Consider the following 18829-nt stretch of genomic DNA (forward strand, 5'->3'; position numbering starts at 1 on the left):
ACACCGTCAGGTGACGTCTTCGTCCACCAGAACGGGGTGAGTACGATCGTTCGGCGATGGCAGCGCCCGAGCACGTTCCCACGAAGCCCAACGTCCCGGTCCGGTCGTACTCGTCGCCGCCCCGGCGGCCCGAGAGCTGGAGCGTGGACCGTCCGGCCGACTTCGCCGGCTCCGAGCGGCAGCCCTCGGGCGAACGCCTCGGCAGCCAGGGTCCCGACCAGGGCTACGCGCTGAAGCTCGCTCGGATCATCGAGCCCGAACTGACCCTGGCCGACGGCGAGCACGCTCGTGACGCGCTTGCCGGGATCGTGGCCATCGGCCTCAAGCGGGCGTCACTGCTCGGCCGGGCTCCCGTGATCCACGACCTGCGCATCGGCGCCACGCTCTTCGGCTACCTCGACCCTGCGGCCGATCCGGCGCTCGTCCGGTTCCGCAAGGAACTCTTCGAGGAGGTGGGACACTTCCACCACTACGCCGAGCTGCGACACATCGCCGACCTGGTCGAACCCGCCGTCCTGCGTCAGACACCCGACCAGGTGCGGGCGCGCTACGACGCCGACTGGCAGGACCAGCTCTCGCTCGACGACTGAACGTCGCCGTCAACCTCCAGCTGTCAGTCGTCAGCGGTCGGCGAGCTCGGCGAGGGTGTGCAACATGGTGGTCCAGCCGTGGGCCATGCGTTCTTCGACGCTCGCCTCGATCCGGCCACGCGCCATCTGCTCGACGCGGATCTCGGACCCGAGGTTCGTCTTCTCGATCGTGATCGTGATGTGGCCGACATAGGCGCCGGGCACGAGGACGCCACCGATCTCGAGACGTTCCGGTGGGTCGAACGCTCGGACCGTGCCGTGGAGCGACCCGAACTCGGGATCGTTGCCGCAGTAGACCCGCCCGCCGAGCTGGGGTTCCATCCGCATCTCGCCGCCACCGGCACCGAGGTAGGGCTCGCCCCACCACGACGCGGTCCGCGACACGAGGACATCCCAGACCTGGAGCGGCGGCGCCGAGGCCGGGCTCGTCACGACGACGGTGGTCTCGTCGTCGACCGTGGATTCGGGTGACTCCTGCACGGATCCAGGCTGGCAGGTCGCGGCCGTAGGCTGGCGGACCGTGCAGCCCGTCGTCGTCTTCGAGCTCAACGAGGTCCCGTGGCGGATCATCGACTGGTGGGTCGCCGCGAATCCCACCTCGGCGACCGCTCGCCTGCTCGAGGACTCGTCACAGTGGACGTCGGTCTGTCCGGACGAGGGGCATCTGTCGCCGTGGGTGACGTGGCCGACCCTGCACCGCGGCGTGCCCAACACCGTGCACGGGATCGGGCACTTCGGTCAGGACACCTCGGCGGCCGACGAGATCGCGCCGACATGGTGGGTCCGGGCGGTGCAGGCCGGACGCAGGGTCGGCGTGTTCGGGCTCCTGCACACGAACGAACTCCCGCCCGACGTCGACCGCTACGCGTTCTTCGTCCCCGACACGTTCGCGCCGTCGGCCGACACGCACCCGGCATCGCTCGAGTCGTTCCAGGCGTTCAACCTGTCGATGGCCCGGGCGTCGGCCCGCAACGTGTCGACGTCGATCGACGTCGCGGCGGCACGTCGGTTCCTCCTCCGGGCGCCTCGTCTGGGTCTCCGCCCTGCGACCGTGGTCCGGCTCGTACGACAGCTGATCGACGAGCGGCGGCGTCCGACCACCCGCGTCCGTCGTCGCTCGTACCAGTCGGTGCTGGCCTTCGACCTGTTCGTCGGTCAGCTCCGATCGTCCCGGCCCGATGCTGCCGCGTTCTTCACCAACCACGTCGCATCGGCGATGCACCGCTACTGGGCCGCCACGTTCCCCGGCGACTACGACCCGGAGACCTTCGGCTTCGACGCTGCCTGGATCGACACGTGGTCCGGCGAGATCGCCGAAGCCATGGCGCACGCGGACCGGATGCTCGATCGTCTCCGACGGCACTGTGACGCGACAGGAGCGGCGTTGGTCGTCGCCTCGTCCATGGGACAACAGGCTGCGCAGGGAACGCCGGTCGGGCGCCAGCTGTACCTGCGTGATGTGGATGCGTTCGTCACCGACGCCGACATCGACCCCGCCACGGTGGAACGCCGTCCGGCGATGGACCCGCATGTCAACGTCCAGATCGCCGACCCCGCGGCGCTGGACCTGCTGCGCCGGCGTCTCGACGACCTGCGGATCGGTGGTCGTGAACTCGTGTGGTCCGAGGAGGAGCACGGGTTCGTCTCCATGGAGTTCGGCCAGGCCGACGACGCCATCGGTGCGGTCACGGTCGGCGGGCAGGCGCGGACGCCCGCCGAACTCGGCCTCGAGGTGATCGAGATCGAGGACGAGGTCGCGAGCACCGGCTACCACGTGCCCGGTGGGATCCTGTTCACGTACGACCCCGGCTCCCGTGACGGCGGCACCAGCGATGCGGTCGATCGTTCTCGGAGCGTCGTCTCGACGACGGAGATCGCCTCGATGATCCTCGAGCGGCTCGGTGTCGCCCGGGAAGGCTCACCGACCACGGAGTGACACCGGCGGCGCGGGCGCGCGCCGATACCCTCGGCGCGGTGTCCGCCACCCCCCGTCTCCGTTTCGCGCCGTCTCCCACGGGCTATCTGCACGTCGGCAGTGCCCGAGCCGCACTGTTCAACTGGCTGGTCGCCCGGCAGACCGGCGGCGCGTTCCTCCTGCGGGTCGAGGACACCGATCGTGAGCGGAACCGTCCCGAACTGACCGAGAACATCCTCGACTCGATGCGGTGGCTGGGCCTCGACTGGGACGACGACGTCGTCTACCAGGCCGACAACCTCGACCAGCACGCCGCGGCGGCGCGGTCGCTCCTCGATGCAGGAAAGGCCTATTGGTGTGACTGCACGCCCGAGGACGTCGACGCCCGGCGGACCGAGAAGGGCGCTTCGGGCTACGACGGATTCTGTCGTGACCGGTCCCTCGCCGAAGGCGCCGGCGCTGCGTTGCGTTTCCGTTCGCCCGACGACGGCACGACCGACTTCACCGACGTGATCCGCGGCCCCGTCACCTTCGACAACTCGACGATCGAGGACTTCGTCCTCCTGCGTTCCAACGGGCTCCCCGTGTTCCTGCTGTCCAACGCCATGGACGACGCCACGATGGCGATCACCCACGTGGTCCGCGGCGAGGACCACGTGAACGGGACGCCGAAGTACCTGCTCCTGCGGGATGCGCTGGATCTCGGCCGTCCGGACGTGATCGCGCATCTCCCTCTCCTGGTGAACGAGAGCCGCAAGAAGCTCTCCAAGCGCCGTGACTCGGTCGCCGTGGGCGAGTTCAAGGACCGTGGCTACCTGCCCGAGGCGATGATGAACTATCTCGCGCTCCTCGGCTGGGGGCCCAAGGACGACGTCGAGATCCGCCCGATGAGCGAGATCACCGCGCTGTTCCGTCTCGAGGACGTCAATCCCGCTCCGGCCTTCTTCGACGAGAAGAAGCTCGAGCACTTCAACGCCGAATACGTACGGGCGCTCACCGTCGACGAGTTCGTCGAACGGACGACACCGTTCCTGACCCAGCCTGACGCCACGCTCGGCCCGATCCGTGCGTTGGCTCCAGCACTCCAGCAGCGCGTTCGCCTCCTGCCCGACGCCGAGCCGATGGTCGACTTCCTCCACCTCGACCGACCCGTCCGCGACGAGGCGTCGTGGGAGAAGGTCATGGCCAAGACCCCAGAGGTGGCGGGAGCGATGCTCGCCTCCGCGATCGACGCCTTCGCCACCGTGGAATGGGACGCCGAGTCGTTGCACGCCTCGCTCCTCGCGTTGGGCGAGGCGCAGGGTCTCAAGTTGGGCAAGGCCCAGGCGCCCATCCGGGTCGCGGTGACCGGGAGGACCGTGGGCCCGCCGCTGTTCGAGTCGCTCGAGGTGCTCGGCCGCGACGCCACCATCGAGCGGATGCGCGTGGCGCTCGCCGATCTGGCGTGATGGTCCGACGCCTGCTCCGTCTCGCTGTCCGGATCGGGCTGTTCTGCGTCGGCGCCCTCGCGCTGTACGTCGCGGTCACCTTCGTGCAGGTCCTCGACGCCAGCAACCAGGCACATCAGGAGCCCGCACAGGCGATCATCGTGCTGGGCGCTGCCCAGTACGACGGCACGCCGTCACCGGTGCTCGCCGCACGTCTCGACCACGCCATCGAACTCCATCGGGCCGGCGTGGCGAACACCATCGTCGTGACGGGGGGCAAGCAGGAAGGCGACCGGTTCACCGAGGCCGCCGCCAGCTTCGACTACCTGCGCAAGGCCGGGATCGCCGAGGAGCGGATCCTGCGCGAGGAACAGGGCTCGAACACCTGGGAACAGCTCGCCGCGGCGACCCGTGAGCTGCGGACCCGAGGGATGACCAGTGCGGTCCTGGTGTCGGACGACTATCACGCCTACCGGCTCGACCGGATCTCGGCCGAGCTCGGCCTCGACGCGCAGGTGTCGCCGGTGGACCCAGGACTGTCGGTCGGGGGCAAGGTCCGGGCCATGGGACGGGAGACGGTGGCGGTCGCGGTCGGCCGTGTGATCGGGTTCCGTCGCCTCGTCAACCTCGACGATCAGCTATCGCTTTCGGTCGGGGCGGTGTCCGTCGGATAGCGTGATCCGTTCACCTTTCCGGAGTGGTGTAATAGGTAACACAGCTGGTTCTGGTCCAGTCATTGGGGGTTCAAGTCCTCCCTCCGGAACTCCAACTTTCGGCCGCGGCGAACCGTCGCGGTAGCATCGCATGCTCCCTGCCCCGTTCGTCTAGCGGCCTAGGACACCAGCCTCTCACGCTGGCAGCACGGGTTCGAATCCCGTACGGGGTGCCATGCACAACGCCCAGGTCAGCGGCAATCGCCGCTGACCTGGGCGTTTCTCGTTCTGTGGCCGCGTGAGCTACTGGCGGCGTGAGCTACTGGTACGTCTTCTGCTCGGCTTCCTTGACCTCGGCCTCGGCGCGGGCCTTCTCGGCTTCGGCTTCCTTGGCGGCGACCTCGCGGTTGGCCTCGGCCTTCTCCTGCTGGGCCTCGCCTTCCTTCTCGAGGTCGTCGTTGCCGGTGACGACGCCGACGGCTTCCTTGGCCTTGCCCTTGACGTCTTCGACGACGCCCTTGATGCCGTGCTCTGCTCCGTTGTCTGCCATGGGATTCTCTCCTGGTTCGGTGGTGGGGGAGGGACCGAGTCCCTACCCGTGTCGGTGACCGTGAGAACGAGACGATTGTCACGAGCCACCTGACTGCGCCGTGGACTGTCGGCGGCGACGGGGCCGCAGGTACTGTCGCCCGCCGTGCCGACCCCGGGACACGGAGATCTGGCCGACCGCGATCGTGCGACGGTCTGGCATCCCTACGCGTCGATGCCGGCGACCCTCGACCCGACGCCCGTGGTCGGAGCGGACGGCGCTCGGCTGCACCTCGCGGACGGCCGCAGTGTCGTCGACGGGATGTCGTCGTGGTGGGCGGCGATCCACGGGTACCGCCACCCGGTCCTCGACGCCGCAGTACGCGATCAGCTCGACCACATGGCCCACGTGATGTTCGGTGGGATCACCCACGGCCCAGCCGTCGAGCTGGCCGAGCTCCTGGTCGAGATCACCCCGGCCGGTCTCGAGCACGTGTTCCTCGCCGACTCGGGATCGGTGTCGGTCGAGGTCGCGATGAAGATGGCGCTGCAGTACGCCCGCGGGGTCGGGCGCCCCGAGCGCGAGAAGTTCCTGACGGTCCGCGGGGGCTACCACGGCGACACGCTCCATGCGATGTCGGTGTGTGACCCCGTCAACGGGATGCACTCGATGTTCGCCGGAGTCCTGCCGGGTCAGGTGTTCGCGCCGGTGCCGAGACCGAGCTTCGACGAGCCCTGCACGGACGACGACGTCGCTGCGTTGGCGGCGCTCCTGCGTGACGGCGCCACCGAGATCGCGGCCGTCATCCTCGAGCCGATCGTGCAGGGCGCAGGCGGCATGCGGTTCTACGCCCCGGAGTACCTGGCGAGGGTGCGAGAGCTGTGCGACCAGTACGAGGTGCTCCTGATCGCGGACGAGATCGCCACCGGCTTCGGACGCAGTGGTCGCCTGTTCGCCTGCGAACACGCCGACGTCTCGCCCGACATCTTGTGTGTGGGCAAGGCGCTCACGGGCGGGTATCTCTCCATGGCGGCCACGCTGTGCACCCCGGAGGTCGCTCGGGGCGTGAGCGCTGCCGACTCCGGCGCCCTGATGCACGGGCCGACCTTCATGGGCAACCCGCTCGCCGCCGCGGTGTCGCTCGCCTCGGTTCGGCTCCTGCTGTCGCGCGACTGGGAGGCCGAGGTCGCGGCCATCGAGCGTGGCCTCCGGTCGGGCCTGGAGGCGGCAGCCGACTCGGCCGACGTCGACGACGTACGGGTCCTCGGTGCCATCGGGGTCATCGAGACCCGCGAGCCGGTCGACATGGCGACGGCGACGTCGGTAAGCCTCGACCACGGTGTCTGGCTGCGCCCGTTCGGCCGGCTGGTGTACGCCATGCCGCCGTTCGTCGCATCGGCGGACGACATCAGCGCCATCACCACAGCGATGGTCGCCGTGGCGGCGACGGCGTGAGCCCCCTGCCGGCGAGTTGGGCCGACCTCGTCGACGACGACCTGCGATCGATCGACCAGGTCGGACGACGCCGATCGTTGCGAACGTTCGATGCCTGTGGCCCCACGGGCGTGCTCGACGGCCAGACGGTCACGTCCTACGCGTCCAACGACTACTTGGGCCTGTCGGCACATCCTGCGGTGTGCGCGGCGGCGGCTGACGCTGCCCAGCGGTGGGGAGCCGGATCGACCGCCTCGCGATTGGTCGTCGGCACGCGGCCGGCCCACGTCGGCTTCGAGACGGCCTACGCATCGTGGAAGGACGCCGAGGCGTCGCTGGTGTTCTCGTCCGGCTACGCCGCGAACCTGGCGGTGCTCTCCACGCTGGGTCGGGCGGGGACGACCATCGTCTCCGACGAACTCAACCACGCTTCGATCATCGACGGCTGTCGTCTCGCTGCTGCCACCACCGTCGTCAGCCGGCACAACGACGTGGCGCACGTCGAGGAACTGGTGTCCGGGGCGGCGGGCCCGGTCATCGTCGTGACCGACACGGTGTTCTCGATGGACGGCGACGTGGCACCGGTCGCCGACCTCGTCGACGTGTGCCGCCGTCACGGCGCGTTGCTGGTGGTCGACGAGGCCCACGCGGTGCTCGGCCCCGACGTGCCCGTCGGGGGCGACGTCGTGCGGGTCGGGACGCTCTCGAAGGCCCTCGGTTCCCAGGGTGGCGTCGTCGCCGGCCCCGCACCGATCGTCGATCTCCTGGTGAACCGGGCTCGCTCGTTCATCTTCTCGACCGGACTCAGCCCCGCCGACGTGGCCGCCGCCGGGGCGGCGATGGCGATCGTGCAGAGCCCTGCAGGGAACGAGCTCACTTGTCGCCTCCGCGAGGTCATCGACAGGGTGCTGCCCGGGCATCCGTCGCCCATCGTGCCGATCGTGATCGGCGACGAGCACGACGCGATGGCAGCGGCGGCGGCGCTGCTCGAGCGTGGGATCCTGGTCCCGGCGATCCGGCCGCCGACCGTGGCGCCGGGCACGAGTCGGTTGCGGGTCGCGCTGTCGGCGGCACACACCGACGAGATGATCGACGCGCTCCTGGCGGCGTTCGACGAGATCGGCGTGCGGGCGTGAGGCCGCGTCTCCTCGTGGGGGTCGCCGGCACGGCGACGGAGATCGGGAAGACCTGGACGTCGGCCGCCCTCGCCTCCGACCTGCGACGTCGCGGCCTCGCGGTGGGTGCTCGCAAGCCGGTGCAGTCGTACGAGCCCACCGACACGGGCCCGTTGGACGCCGAGGTGCTCGCCGCGGCGCTCGGCGTCGATCCGGACGAGGTCTGTCCGCCGCATCGCACGCTCCCCGTGCCCATGGCGCCCCCGATGGCCGCCGACGCGCTGGGCCGTCCTCGTCCGGTGCTCGCGGACTTGGTGGCAGAGACCGTCTGGGCCGATGGCCTCGACGTCGGCCTCCTCGAGAGCGTCGGTGGCGTGGCGTCACCGATCGCAGACGACGGCGACAGCACCGACCTGCTGCGCTCGTGCGAGGTCGATGTCACCCTGCTCGTCGCCGACGCCGGCCTGGGGACGATCGATGCCGTCCGGACCGCGCTCCGGTACCTCGGCCGCGGGCCCGTCGTCGTCGCGCTCAACCGCTTCGACCCACTCGACGATCTGCATCGCCGTAACCTCGACTGGCTGCGCACGACCGACGAACTCGATCCGTGCACGTCCGTCGGAGCGGTCGCCGACCGCCTCGTCGAACTCCTCCCCAACCGTCGCTGACCGGAGACCACATGCCCCTCGATCCCGCCCGTGCGCTCGCTGCCGCCCTCGAACCGTTCACCGGGCAGGTGTACTTCTCGCCGGAATGTCACCAGGGCTACGAGGCGCTGGGGTTCGGGCCGAGCAGTGCCGAGGTCGCGGGCGTGCAGATGCCCGAGATCAGCGCCTACTTCACCAGTCGCGGATCGGTGATGGGACAGGTTCCGGGCGAGGTCGTCGCTGCCGCGTTCGGGGTGTTCAAGCCAGCGGTCGTCGTGCCTGCGGTCGCCGCCGGGTGGGCCAAGACCGACGCGACGACGATCGAGGCCGCTCGCACCGACGGCGCGGTGGGGCAGTTGCGTCGGATCCTCGGTGACACGCCGGATGGACTCGACCGTGCGGTCGACCTCCTCGAACGGGCGACCGCCGACCTCGAACCAGCAGGGAAGCCGCTCTACGCCGGCCTCCGTTCGCAGGCGCTGCCCGACGCGCCCTTGGGCGCTGCATGGCGCCTGGGCGACATGCTCCGCGAATACCGCGGCGACGCTCATGTCGCGGTGTGGACCGCCGAAGGGCTCGATGCCTGCGAGATCGGGATGCTCACGGAGCTCTACTGGGGCCTCCCGGCTCGTTCGTACTCGCGCACCCGTGGGTGGGACGACGGCGACTACGCCGGCGCCACCGCTCGGCTGGAGGCGCGTGGGCTTCTCGCTGGCGATGCCCTGTCGGACGAGGGCTCACAGGCCCGGGAGGCGATCGAGGTCGCCACCGATCGAGCGTGTGCTCCCATCGTCGCGGCGTTGGGTGACGATCTCGACGAGCTGGTCGAGATCCTCGGCCGGTGGTCGAGCGCGATCCGCGGTGCCAACGGCTACCCGGCCGCCGGCCCGGTCGAGTTGGCCGAGGCCGCTCGCCGCTGAGGCTCAGGCCTCCTGGAGCAACTCCCAGACGTTCCCCTGCGGGTCGGCGATCAAGGCGTACACCGCGCCGGGTCGGTGAGACGTCGGCGCGGTCAGGACCGCTGCGCCGGCGCGCTGTGCTGCTGCCGCTGTCGCCTCGACGTCGTCGACGTGGAGCGCGGCGTAGGCGAACCCCACATCCCGGAACCAGGGATCGGGGCGGGGTGGCCGTGCAGCGCCGTCGACCGGCGCGTAGAGCTTGCAGTGGGCGTCGTCCCGGCGAAGGCGATGCACGGTGCCCTGCGGGAACTCCGAGGTCGACTCGAGCTGGAAGCCGAGGCCGTCTGCGTAGAACGTCAGCAGTTCGTCGGCGTCGTCGGTGACGATGCCCGCCGACACGTGGGCCGGGCTCACAGCACGCTCAGCGGCTCGTGGTACTCGTAGCCCAGTGCGTCGGCGACCGCGGCCTCGGTCACCCGGCCGGCGATCACGTTGCACCCGTTGCGCAGGTGCGGGTCGGCCTCGACCGCGCCCCGGACGCCGAGATCGGCGAGCGCGAGGACGAAGGGCAAGGTGGCGTTGTTGAGCGCGTGGGTCGAGGTCTGGGGCACGGCGCCGGGCATGTTCGTCACGCAGTAGTGGACGACGTCGTGGAGGACGTAGGTGGGGTCGGCATGGGTCGTGGGCCGGGACGTCTCGAAGCAGCCGCCCTGGTCGATGGCGACGTCGACCAGCACCGAACCGGGTCGCATCGACCGCACCATGTCCTCGGTCACGAGCTTCGGTGCCCGGTCGCCCTTGACGAGGACGCCGCCCACGACGAGGTCGGCCGTCGCCACCAGGTGTTCGATCGCCGTCCGGGTCGAGTACATCGTCTCGAGCGACGGACCGAACCGTGCACCGAGATGCGCGAGCACGTCGAGGTTGCGGTCGAGGACCGTCACCGCAGCGCCGAGGCCGACGGCCATCTCGATCGCGTTCTCGCCGACCACGCCGCCGCCGATGACGACGACCTCGCCCGAGTGGACGCCGGGCACGCCACCAAGGAGCACGCCCGCACCGCCCTGCGCGCTCTCGAGGGCGTGTGCGCCGGCCTGCACCGACATGCGCCCGGCGACCTGCGACATCGGTGCGAGCAACGGAAGTCGCCCGAAGGCGTCGGTGACGGTCTCGTACGCGATGCACGTCGCGCCGGAGTCGACGAGGTCACGGGTCTGGTCCGGGTCCGGGGCCAGGTGCAGGTAGGTGAACAGCACCTGCCCTTCCCGCAGCATCGCCCGTTCGGACGGCTGCGGCTCCTTCACCTTCACGACCATCTCGGCCGTGCCGTACACGTCGGCGGCGGTCGCCACGATCTCGGCTCCGGCGGCGCGGTAGTCGTCGTCGGTCGCCCCGATCCCGAGCCCCGCTCCCGCCTCGATCACCACTCGGTGCCCGTGGGCCACGAGTTCGCGCACGCTCGCCGGCGTGAGTCCGACCCGCTTCTCGGCGTTCTTGATCTCGGTGGGCGTCCCGACGAGCACAGGCTGTCTCCGGTTCGATCGACGTCGTGTTGCCAGCCGACGCTACGTCGTAGTGTCGGCGCCGTGCGTCCGTACTTCGAGGGAGTCGAGAAGATCCGGTTTGCCGGACCCGACAGCGACGATCCGCTCACCTTTCGTTGGTACGACGCCGACCGCGTCGTCGCCGGCGCGACGATGGCCGAGCACTTGCGCATCGCTGTCTGTTACTGGCACAACTTCGTGTGGCCGGGGAGTGACGTCTTCGGGGAGGGGACCTTCGCCCGACCGTGGCACGAGCCGGCGCTCGACCCGATGGACGCAGCGCGACACAAGCTCGACGTCGCCTTCGAGTTCCTCACCAAGCTCGGCGCTCCGTTCTTCTGCTTCCACGACCGGGACGTGGCGCCGGTCGGATCGTCGTTCCGTGAGACGTGCGCCAACCTCGACACGATGGTCGACGAGATCGGCGCCCGCATGGCCGACACCGGCGTCGAGCTCCTCTGGGGAACGGCCAACCTGTTCGGTCACCCCCGTTTCATGGCGGGAGCGGCCACGTCGCCCGATCCCGAGGTGTTCGCTCACGCTGGGGCCCAGGTACGCCACGTGCTCGACGCCACGCACCGGCTCGGCGGTCACAACTACGTGCTGTGGGGCGGACGTGAGGGCTACGAGACCCTGCTCAACACCGACCTGCGACGCGAACAGGCGCAGCTGGCCCGGTTCCTGCACCTGGTCGTGGAACACAAGCGCGCCATCGGGTTCACGGGCACGCTCCTGATCGAACCGAAACCCGCCGAGCCGACCAAGCACCAGTACGACTTCGATGCGGCCACCGTCGCCGGTTTCCTCGACCGGCACGGCCTCGCCGGCGAGATCAAGGTGAACCTCGAGGTGAACCACGGCACGCTCGCCGGTCACTCGTTCCACCACGAGGTCGCCAACGCGATCTCGCTCGACGTCCTCGGATCGGTCGACGCGAACCGAGGAGACCCTCAGAACGGCTGGGACACCGACCAGTTCCCGAACTCGGTCGAGGACATGACGCTCGCGCTGTACGAGATCCTCCGCGGCGGTGGCCTGGGTAGCGGCGGGTTCAACTTCGACACCAAGTTGCGTCGACAGTCGACCGATCCCGTCGATCTGTTCCACGGCCACATCGGTGGCATGGACACGCTGGCTCGCAGCCTCCTGGCCGCAGCGTCGCTGCAAGAGTCCGGTGACCTGCAGCGCGTCGTCGATGCTCGCTACGAGCGTTGGGACAGCGACCTCGGCCGTTCGATCATGGGCGGCGACCGGTCGCTGGTCGACCTCGACGCCTTGGTGACCGAGAACGACGTGGAGGGTGCGCCGGGCAGCGGGCACCAGGAGTTGCTCGAGAACATCGTCAACCGCCACATCGACCAGGCCCGCTGACCGTGGACCTGCTCGGACCGGCGCTCCTGGCGTTCGGTGCAGCGGTGGTCGGCTCGCTCGGCGGGCTGGGCGGAGCGATCCTGCTCGTGCCGCTCCTGGTGGTGACGGGGATGTCGCCGACCGAGGCGGCGCCGTTGGGTCTGGTGATGGTCGCCGCCTCGTCGATCGCCGCCGGGCCTCGCCAGCTACGTGAACGATCGGTGAACCACCGCTTGGGCGTCACGGTCGAGTTGGTGGCGTCGAGCGGTGCCGTGGTCGGGGCGATGGTCTCGGGCTCGATGAGCGAGACCTTTCTCACCTACCTGCTCGCCACGGTCGCCGCCCTGGCCGCGCTGGCCGGAGCCGGGCGCAAGGGCCTGCGGAACCTGCCCGATCCGGCGTGTGTCGACGCCGACGTCGGTGAGCGGGTCGGTGCCATCGCCGGCGCCTATCGGTTGTCGGACGAGGAGATCGTCCCGTACCGGCCCGAGCGGCTCGGTCCCGGGCTGGCGTTCATGTCGCTGGCCGGTTTCGTCGCCGGTAGCGCAGGAGCATCGGGTGGCTTCATCAAGACACCGGCCATGACCGAGCTGATGAAGGTGCCGACGAGGGTCGCGGCAGCGACGACGACGTTCACCGTGGGCATCACCGCCTCGGCAGCGCTGGTGATCTACGCCATCCAGGGCCGCGTCGACGTCGAGACGGCGTCGTTGATCGTCAGCACGAGCCTCCTCGGTGGCGTCGTCGGCGCCTCGGTGCAATCTCGGCTGTCGCCCGCCGTGACTCGCCGCCTGCTCGAGCGCGCTGCTGCTGGTGATCGCCGCGCTCCTGGTGGCACGGGCATGACGGCAGCGCGCACGCCGATCCCCGAGGGTGCCGTCAGCACGGTCCGTGGACGGATCCAGGCGCCGGCGCTGACGTGGCTGACCCGTGTGGTGATCGCGGTCGGCGTCCTCGGCGCGGTGCTCCCGGGTCTCGCCGGCACGGCCGTCGCCACCGCCGCAGTGGGCGCGGTCATGGCCGCGCCCCTGCTGCGAGTGGCGTGGTTGGTGTTCCGATGGTCGCAGGAGCGCGACCGACGGTTCATCGCCGTCGGCCTGGGACTCCTGTCGGTGATCGCCGTCGGCGCCGTGTTGTCGGCGCTCGGGGTCGGGGCCTGACGGCGCCTACGCGCCGCCGGCGGCGGTCTTGGCCCGCTTCGATGCACGTGCCCGGGTGGTCTGGTCGAGGTCGACCTTGCGGATGCGCACGAACGAGGGCGTGACCTCGACGCATTCGTCGTCGGCGATGTGCTCCAGAGCCTGCTCGAGCGACAGCAGGGTCGCGGGGATCAGCTTCTCGAAGTTGTCGGCAGCCGACGCTCGCACGTTGGTCTGCTTTTTCTCCTTCGTCGGGTTGACGTCCATGTCCTCGGTCCGGGCGTTCTCGCCGATGATCATGCCCTCGTAGACGGCCACACCGGGTCCGACGAAGAGTTGACCGCGGTCCTGGAGCGCCAGCAGCGAGTAGCTGCGGGTCTCACCGGTGCGGTCGGCGACGAGCGAACCGTTGCGACGGGCGCGGATCTCGCCGGCCCAGGGCTCCATCTTCTCGAACACGTGGTGGATCAAGGCGGTGCCGCGGGTCTCGGTCAGCAGTTCGGTGCGGAAGCCGATCAGGCCGCGAGCGGGGACGAGGTAGTCGAGGCGGACCCAGCCGGTGCCGTGGTTGACGATCTGCTCCATGCGGCCCTTGCGGACGGCGAGGAGCTGCGACACGACGCCGAGGTAGTCCTCGGGCAGGTCGACGGTCACCCGGTCGACCGGCTCGTGCACCTTGCCGTCGATCTCCTGGGTGAGGACCTGGGGCTTGCCGACGGTGAGCTCGAAGCCCTCGCGTCGCATCATCTCGACGAGCACGGCGAGCTGGAGCTCTCCACGACCCTGGACCTCCCAGGTGTCGGGGCGCTCGGTCGGGAGCACACGGATCGACACGTTGCCGACGAGTTCGGCGTCGAGGCGTGCCTTGACCAGACGGGCGGTCATCTTCGACCCGTCCTTGCCGGCCAGGGGCGACGTGTTGATGCCGACGGTCATCGACAAGCTCGGCTCGTCGATCGTGATGACGGGCAGCGGTCGCGGGTCCTCGGTGTCGGCCAGCGTCTCGCCGATCGTGATCTCGTCGATGCCGGCGATGGCGATGATCTCGCCCGGTCCCGCCGACTCGGCCGGGACACGGTCGAGGTTCTCGGTGATGAAGAGGTCGCCGATCTTGACGCGCGTCTGCGTGCCGTCGGCCTTGCACCACATGACGTTCTGACCCTTGCGGATCTCCCCGTTGCGCACGCGGCACATGGCGAGACGGCCCAGGTAGGGCGACGAGTCGAGGTTGGTGACGAGCGCCTGCAGCGGCATGGCCTCGTCGTACTCCGGTGCCGGGATGTGCTCGACCAGGAGCTCGAGCAGCGGCTTGAGGGTGTCGTCGTCGGAGAGGCCGTCGCCGTCGGCGGGGCGCTCCATCGTCGAACGCCCGTCGCGGGCGACGGCGTAGACGATCGGGAAGTCGATCTGGTGCTCGTCGGCGTCGAGATCGAGGAACAGTTCCTCGACCTCGTTGACGACCTCGTCGATCCGGGCATCCGGGCGGTCGACCTTGTTGACCACGAGGATGACCGGCAGGCGGGCCTGGAGGGCCTTGCGCAGGACGAACCGGGTCTGGGGGAGGGGACCCTCGCTGGCGTCGACCAGCAGGAGGATGCCGTCGACCATGCTCAGCGCTCGCTCGACCTCGCCACCGAAGTCGGCGTGGCCCGGGGTGTCGACGATGTTGATCTTCACGTCGTCGCCGGCGTCGGTCCGGTAGGGGATGGCCGTGTTCTTGGCCAGGATCGTGATCCCCTTCTCCTTCTCGAGGTCCATCGAGTCCATGACGCGCTCGGCGACGTCCTGGTTCTCGCGGAACGCGCCGGACTGCCACAGCATCTTGTCGACGAGCGTCGTCTTGCCGTGGTCGACGTGGGCGACGATCGCCACGTTTCTCAGGTCATTGCGGGTAGCCACTGGAGTCTCCGAACCGGTTCATGGCCGCCGATGGGCGGACGAGCCAGCCTAAGTCCCCATGGTTCTGGGTGCGCGATCGGGACGTGTGGAGTACCGATCGCGCACCCAGAACAGCGTTGGGCGGTGTGGTGTGGTGCGGTGTGGTGTGGCGGCCTGGCGCTAGAGACCGGCGTCGGCGATGAAGTCGGCGGCGATGTCGGCCGCGTCCTCCTTGTCGATCTCGAAGCGCTTGTTGAGCTCGGTGAGGGTGTCGGTGTCGATGGCGGCGCTGATCTCGTTCAGCAGCGTCGTCAGATCGTCGCCGTAGGCCTCGGCCAGCTCGTCGGAGATGACCGGCGTGATGTTGTCGGCGGCCAGCATGTTCATGTCGTCCTCGAGCAGGACCCATCCCTCGTCGGCGATGCGGCCGCTGGTCGAGAAGAGGACACCGATGTTGACGTCGGAACCGTCGGCCAGGGCGTCGGCGACGAGACCGGACTCGAGCGGCGTGAAGCCACCGGAGAGGTCGATGCCGTAGACCGACTCGAGGCCCACCAGGCAGAACGGGTTGGTCTCGCAGTCCTGCGGGGCGCCGAGCTTCAGCCCGCTGCCGTCGGCCGGGAGGTCCGAGATCTTGGTGTAGCCCTCGGACTCCGACGTCTCCTGCGTGATCACGAAGGCGTTGGTGTCGACCGCCGGTGCGGGGTCGAGAGCGACGAGGCCGATCGAGTCGAGCTGGGCCTGGAGGAGTCCGACCGTCTCGGCGGCGTCGCCGGTCGCTTCGCCGGCGCCCTCGTTGAGGAACTCCAGCATCGACGCGGCGTACTCGGCGCTGAGGTTCACGTCGCCGTTGTCGAACGCACCGAGGAGGACGTCGCGGAAGCCGCCGACGCTGACCTGCTCGACGGTGTAGCCGTGGTCGGCGAGCACCTGGCCGTAGATCTCGGCGAGGATCGCGGACTCACCGAAGTCCTGGGCGCCGATCTTGATGTCGGGACCGTCGGGGCTCTCGGAACCTCCGTCGGGATTGCCGCCGGACGAGGCGACCGGGTCATCGTCGTCGCCGCATGCGGCAGCGAAGAGGGCGAGGATCGCCACCAGGGCGATCAGGAACTTGCGGGTCTTCATGGGTTTCCTTTCACAGGGAATTGCGGGAGATCAGATGGCCAGGTCAGCGGCGGCACCGGTCCGGGGTGTCCGGACGCGTGCTGCGCCGACGTTCGGCCGGGACCACGGTGACAGTCGGCGGGCGAGCAGGGCGAAGGCGAACTCGGTGGCGAGGGACAGGAGCGCGACGATCACCGCGGCAGCGATGACCCGTCCGTAGTCGCGGGTGGCGAGGCCTTGGAGGATCGGCGAGCCGAGGCAGCGGAACCCGACGAGGGCGCCGAGCGTGGTGGTGGCCACGACCTGCACCGCCGAGATGCGCACACCGGTGGCGAGCAGCGGCAGTGCCGCCGGCAGTTCCACGTCGAGGAGCACCTCGCGCTCTCGCATCCCCATGGCCCGTGCGGCGTCGACGACGTCGCGGTCGACCTCGGTCACGCCGGTGAACACGTTGACGAAGATGGGCGGGAGGGCCAGGAAGAAGAGGGCCACGAATGTCGGCCAGAAGCCCAACCCGAACCCGTAGCGCAGGGAGAACGGGAAGACGAGGGCGATGATGGCGAACGTGGGAATCGCTCGACTGAGATTCACGACCGTCACCGCGATGCCCCCGCCCCGGCGCCGGTGTCCGAACCACAGCGCGGCGGGGATCGCCACGGCCATCGCGGTGAGGACGGTGAACACCGACAGTCGCACGTGGTTCCACAACAGGTTGACGAGGCCGTTGCGTCCCCACCACGAGTCGGATGCGGTGAGGTAGTCGAGCGTCTCCTGGAGCACGGTCAGGCCTCCGGCGACGCGGTGATCTGCGCCCATGGGGTCAGGACGCGTTGTGCGAGGACGAAGAGGAGGTCGAAGGCGATCGCCATGACGATGGAGAGCCCTGCCCCGACGACGATCGGCGTCGGGAACTGGCGACTCAGCCCGTCGTCGATGAACGTGCCGTAGCCGCCGCTGCCGACGAGGGCGGCAACGGTGACCAGGCCGATGATGGTCACGGTCGCGATCCGAAGGCCACCGACGATGGTGGGGGTGGCGAGTCGGAGGTCGACCGCGAGGAACCGTCGCCACGGTTCGTATCCCATCCCGTCGGCGGCGTCCTTCACCGACTGTGGGACCCCGTCGATCCCGGCGACGATGTTTCGCAACAGGATCAGGAGGGTGTAGCTCACGAGGGCGATCTGGGCCGACCGGTAACCCAGCCCGGTGAAGGGCACGAGGAGGGCGAACAGCGCCAGGCTCGGGATGGAGTAGAGCGCGCCGGAGATGGCGGCGAGTGGCCCGTACAGGAAGCGCCATCGGATCGAGACCATCGCCATCACCATGGCGATGACGAAACCGATGGCGACGGACGAGCCGGTGAGCTGGAGGTGCTCGACGGTCGCGGCTCGGATCTCCTCGGCATGGTCGGGGATCCACTGCCACCGGATGAGCGGCTCTTCGGCCGCGAACATGCCGGTCATTCCCGGACGCCCTCGCTGATGTCCTCGATGCGGACCATGCCGCGGTAGCGGCCGTCGACGTCCTCGACGATCGCAACGTTGGTCGACGAGTTGACGATGCCGTCGAGGGCGTTCCGCAGCGAGTTGGTGGGCTGCACGATCGAGCGGAACGGACGGACGTTGGTGTCGGAGACCGTTCCGTTCAGTTCGTGGCCCCACGTCCAGCCCAGCATCCGTTGGTCGCGGCAGACCCCGAACCAGTCGACGTGGTACTCGGCCATGGCGTCTCGGGCGACGTCGGCCGCATCGCCCACCTCGGCGATCGGACCGTCGACCGGGACGATCTCGTCCACGGTCAGCAGCGCCAGCCGCTTGAGCCCACGGTCCTCGCCGAGGAAGTCGGCGACGAAGTCGGACGCAGGGTTGGCCAGCAGTTCGGCCGGCGTGTCGGCCTGCTCGAGCTTCCCACCGACGTTGAGGATCACGACACGATCGCCGAGCTTGATCGCCTCGTCGACGTCGTGGGTCACGAGCACGATGGTCTTGTGCACGTTGCGTTGCAGGTCGAGGAGTTCGTCCTGGAGTCGCGCCCGAACGATCGGGTCGACGGCGCTGTAGGGCTCGTCCATCAACAGGATGGGGGGATCGGCAGCGAGGGCGCGAGCGACGCCGACGCGCTGTTGCTGTCCGCCGGAGAGCGCGCCGGGGTAGCGGCGGAGCATCTCGGGTTCGAGGCCGACGAGCGCCCCCAGTTCGTCGATGCGCTCCTGGATCCTCTTCTTGTCCCATCCCAGAAGCCGGGGGACGGTGCCGATGTTGGCCCCCACGGTCTTGTGGGGGAACAGGCCGGTGTGTTGGATCACGTAGCCGATCCCACGGCGCAGTTCGTGCACCGGGAGTTCGTCGACCGGCCGGCCGTCGATCTCGATCGTTCCCGACGTGGGTTCGATCAGCCGGTTGAGCATCTTCAGCGTGGTGGTCTTCCCGCACCCGGACGGGCCGACGAGGGCGACGATCTCGCCCGCCGGCATCTCGAGGTCGAGGTGATCGACCGCGGGGCGGTCGGCGCCCGGGTACTGCTTCGTGAGCGCCGCGAGTCGGATCGCCGCCTGCCCGGACATCCCAGGGAACCTATCGACCGCGGCGGGTCCTGCGACCGG

Annotated in this window: 19 protein-coding genes and 2 tRNA genes; 12 read left to right on the plus strand and 9 right to left on the minus strand. The window is 69.4% G+C overall.

The genetic code is table 11. The annotated features are described in order from the left end of the window. Positions 1–56: 56 nt before the first annotated feature. Complete coding sequence (locus tag AB8619_RS04175) at positions 57–590, plus strand: hypothetical protein (protein WP_436795201.1); 534 nt, start codon at positions 57–59, stop codon at positions 588–590. 30 nt (positions 591–620) lie between these two features. On the opposite strand, the gene AB8619_RS04180 is transcribed toward AB8619_RS04175, so the two are convergent. Then, on the minus strand, positions 621–1070 hold the full coding sequence (locus AB8619_RS04180) for an SRPBCC family protein (RefSeq protein WP_436795202.1): 450 nt from the start codon (positions 1068–1070) through the stop codon (positions 621–623). A gap of 40 nt (positions 1071–1110) precedes the next feature. Between AB8619_RS04180 and AB8619_RS04185 the strand changes: the two genes are divergently transcribed. From AB8619_RS04185 to AB8619_RS04205, 5 genes are all read left to right on the plus strand, one after another. After that, positions 1111–2526: a hypothetical protein gene (locus tag AB8619_RS04185; protein ID WP_436795203.1), complete on the plus strand. Its 1416-nt coding sequence runs from the start codon at positions 1111–1113 to the stop codon at positions 2524–2526. 38 nt (positions 2527–2564) lie between these two features. Further along, positions 2565–3953, plus strand: a complete 1389-nt coding sequence (gene gltX, locus AB8619_RS04190) for a glutamate--tRNA ligase (protein ID WP_436795204.1) — start codon at positions 2565–2567, stop codon at positions 3951–3953. Further along, positions 3953–4606: a YdcF family protein gene (locus AB8619_RS04195; protein ID WP_436795205.1), complete on the plus strand. Its 654-nt coding sequence runs from the start codon at positions 3953–3955 to the stop codon at positions 4604–4606. The genes gltX and AB8619_RS04195 overlap by 1 nt, the downstream gene beginning before the upstream one ends. A gap of 17 nt (positions 4607–4623) precedes the next feature. Then, a tRNA-Gln gene (locus tag AB8619_RS04200) sits at positions 4624–4695 on the plus strand. Positions 4696–4745: 50 nt separating this feature from the next. Then, positions 4746–4821, plus strand: a tRNA-Glu gene (locus AB8619_RS04205). 83 nt (positions 4822–4904) lie between these two features. Here the strand turns inward: AB8619_RS04205 and mbp1 are convergent. Next, entirely contained in the window at positions 4905–5135 is a 231-nt protein-coding gene (gene mbp1 / locus AB8619_RS04210; protein WP_436795206.1) for a microaggregate-binding protein 1, read from the minus strand. 144 nt (positions 5136–5279) lie between these two features. Between mbp1 and AB8619_RS04215 the strand changes: the two genes are divergently transcribed. From AB8619_RS04215 to AB8619_RS04230, 4 genes are read left to right on the plus strand one after another with little or no spacing between them, the layout of a single operon-like run. After that, entirely contained in the window at positions 5280–6569 is a 1290-nt protein-coding gene (locus AB8619_RS04215; RefSeq protein ID WP_436795207.1) for an adenosylmethionine--8-amino-7-oxononanoate transaminase, read from the plus strand. After that, positions 6566–7684 (plus strand): aminotransferase class I/II-fold pyridoxal phosphate-dependent enzyme, encoded by a 1119-nt coding sequence (locus AB8619_RS04220; RefSeq protein WP_436795208.1) that lies wholly within the window; start codon positions 6566–6568, stop codon positions 7682–7684. The genes AB8619_RS04215 and AB8619_RS04220 overlap by 4 nt, the downstream gene beginning before the upstream one ends. Beyond that, positions 7681–8331 (plus strand): ATP-dependent dethiobiotin synthetase BioD, encoded by a 651-nt coding sequence (gene bioD / locus AB8619_RS04225; RefSeq protein WP_436795209.1) that lies wholly within the window; start codon positions 7681–7683, stop codon positions 8329–8331. The genes AB8619_RS04220 and bioD overlap by 4 nt, the downstream gene beginning before the upstream one ends. An 11-nt stretch (positions 8332–8342) precedes the next feature. Next, positions 8343–9230 carry an SCO6745 family protein gene (locus AB8619_RS04230; protein WP_436795210.1) on the plus strand — a complete coding sequence of 296 codons (888 nt, stop codon included), beginning with the start codon at positions 8343–8345 and terminating at the stop codon, positions 9228–9230. A gap of 3 nt (positions 9231–9233) precedes the next feature. Here AB8619_RS04230 and AB8619_RS04235 read toward each other — a convergent pair whose 3' ends face one another. Together AB8619_RS04235 and ald are read right to left on the minus strand one after the other, a co-directional pair. After that, entirely contained in the window at positions 9234–9623 is a 390-nt protein-coding gene (locus AB8619_RS04235; RefSeq protein WP_436795211.1) for a VOC family protein, read from the minus strand. Next, positions 9620–10732, minus strand: coding sequence for an alanine dehydrogenase (ald, locus tag AB8619_RS04240; RefSeq protein ID WP_436795212.1), 1113 nt, complete (start codon positions 10730–10732; stop codon positions 9620–9622). Before ald ends, AB8619_RS04235 begins: the two co-directional genes overlap by 4 nt. Positions 10733–10795: 63 nt before the next feature. Between ald and xylA the strand changes: the two genes are divergently transcribed. Both xylA and AB8619_RS04250 read left to right on the plus strand, forming a co-directional pair. Next, positions 10796–12124 (plus strand): xylose isomerase, encoded by a 1329-nt coding sequence (xylA, locus tag AB8619_RS04245; RefSeq protein ID WP_436795213.1) that lies wholly within the window; start codon positions 10796–10798, stop codon positions 12122–12124. A gap of 2 nt (positions 12125–12126) precedes the next feature. Continuing rightward, a complete protein-coding gene (locus AB8619_RS04250) occupies positions 12127–13263 on the plus strand; it encodes a sulfite exporter TauE/SafE family protein (RefSeq protein WP_436795214.1) in 1137 nt (378 codons plus the stop codon). Positions 13264–13269: 6 nt separating this feature from the next. On the opposite strand, the gene typA is transcribed toward AB8619_RS04250, so the two are convergent. From typA to AB8619_RS04275, 5 genes are all read right to left on the minus strand, one after another. Continuing rightward, positions 13270–15141 (minus strand): translational GTPase TypA, encoded by a 1872-nt coding sequence (gene typA / locus AB8619_RS04255; protein ID WP_436795215.1) that lies wholly within the window; start codon positions 15139–15141, stop codon positions 13270–13272. Between the two features lie 159 nt (positions 15142–15300). Next, entirely contained in the window at positions 15301–16248 is a 948-nt protein-coding gene (locus tag AB8619_RS04260) for an ABC transporter substrate-binding protein (protein WP_436795216.1), read from the minus strand. Between the two features lie 30 nt (positions 16249–16278). Next, a complete protein-coding gene (locus tag AB8619_RS04265) occupies positions 16279–17043 on the minus strand; it encodes an ABC transporter permease (protein WP_436795217.1) in 765 nt (254 codons plus the stop codon). After that, positions 17010–17690: an ABC transporter permease gene (locus tag AB8619_RS04270; RefSeq protein WP_436795218.1), complete on the minus strand. Its 681-nt coding sequence runs from the start codon at positions 17688–17690 to the stop codon at positions 17010–17012. The genes AB8619_RS04265 and AB8619_RS04270 overlap by 34 nt, the downstream gene beginning before the upstream one ends. Then, on the minus strand, positions 17687–18790 hold the full coding sequence (locus AB8619_RS04275) for an ABC transporter ATP-binding protein (RefSeq protein ID WP_436795219.1): 1104 nt from the start codon (positions 18788–18790) through the stop codon (positions 17687–17689). Before AB8619_RS04275 ends, AB8619_RS04270 begins: the two co-directional genes overlap by 4 nt. Between the last annotated feature and the right edge of the window lie 39 nt (positions 18791–18829).

It is taken from the genome of Actinospongiicola halichondriae (genome assembly GCF_049103745.1).
Lineage (GTDB): Bacteria > Actinomycetota > Acidimicrobiia > Acidimicrobiales > Salinilacustritrichaceae > Salinilacustrithrix > Salinilacustrithrix halichondriae.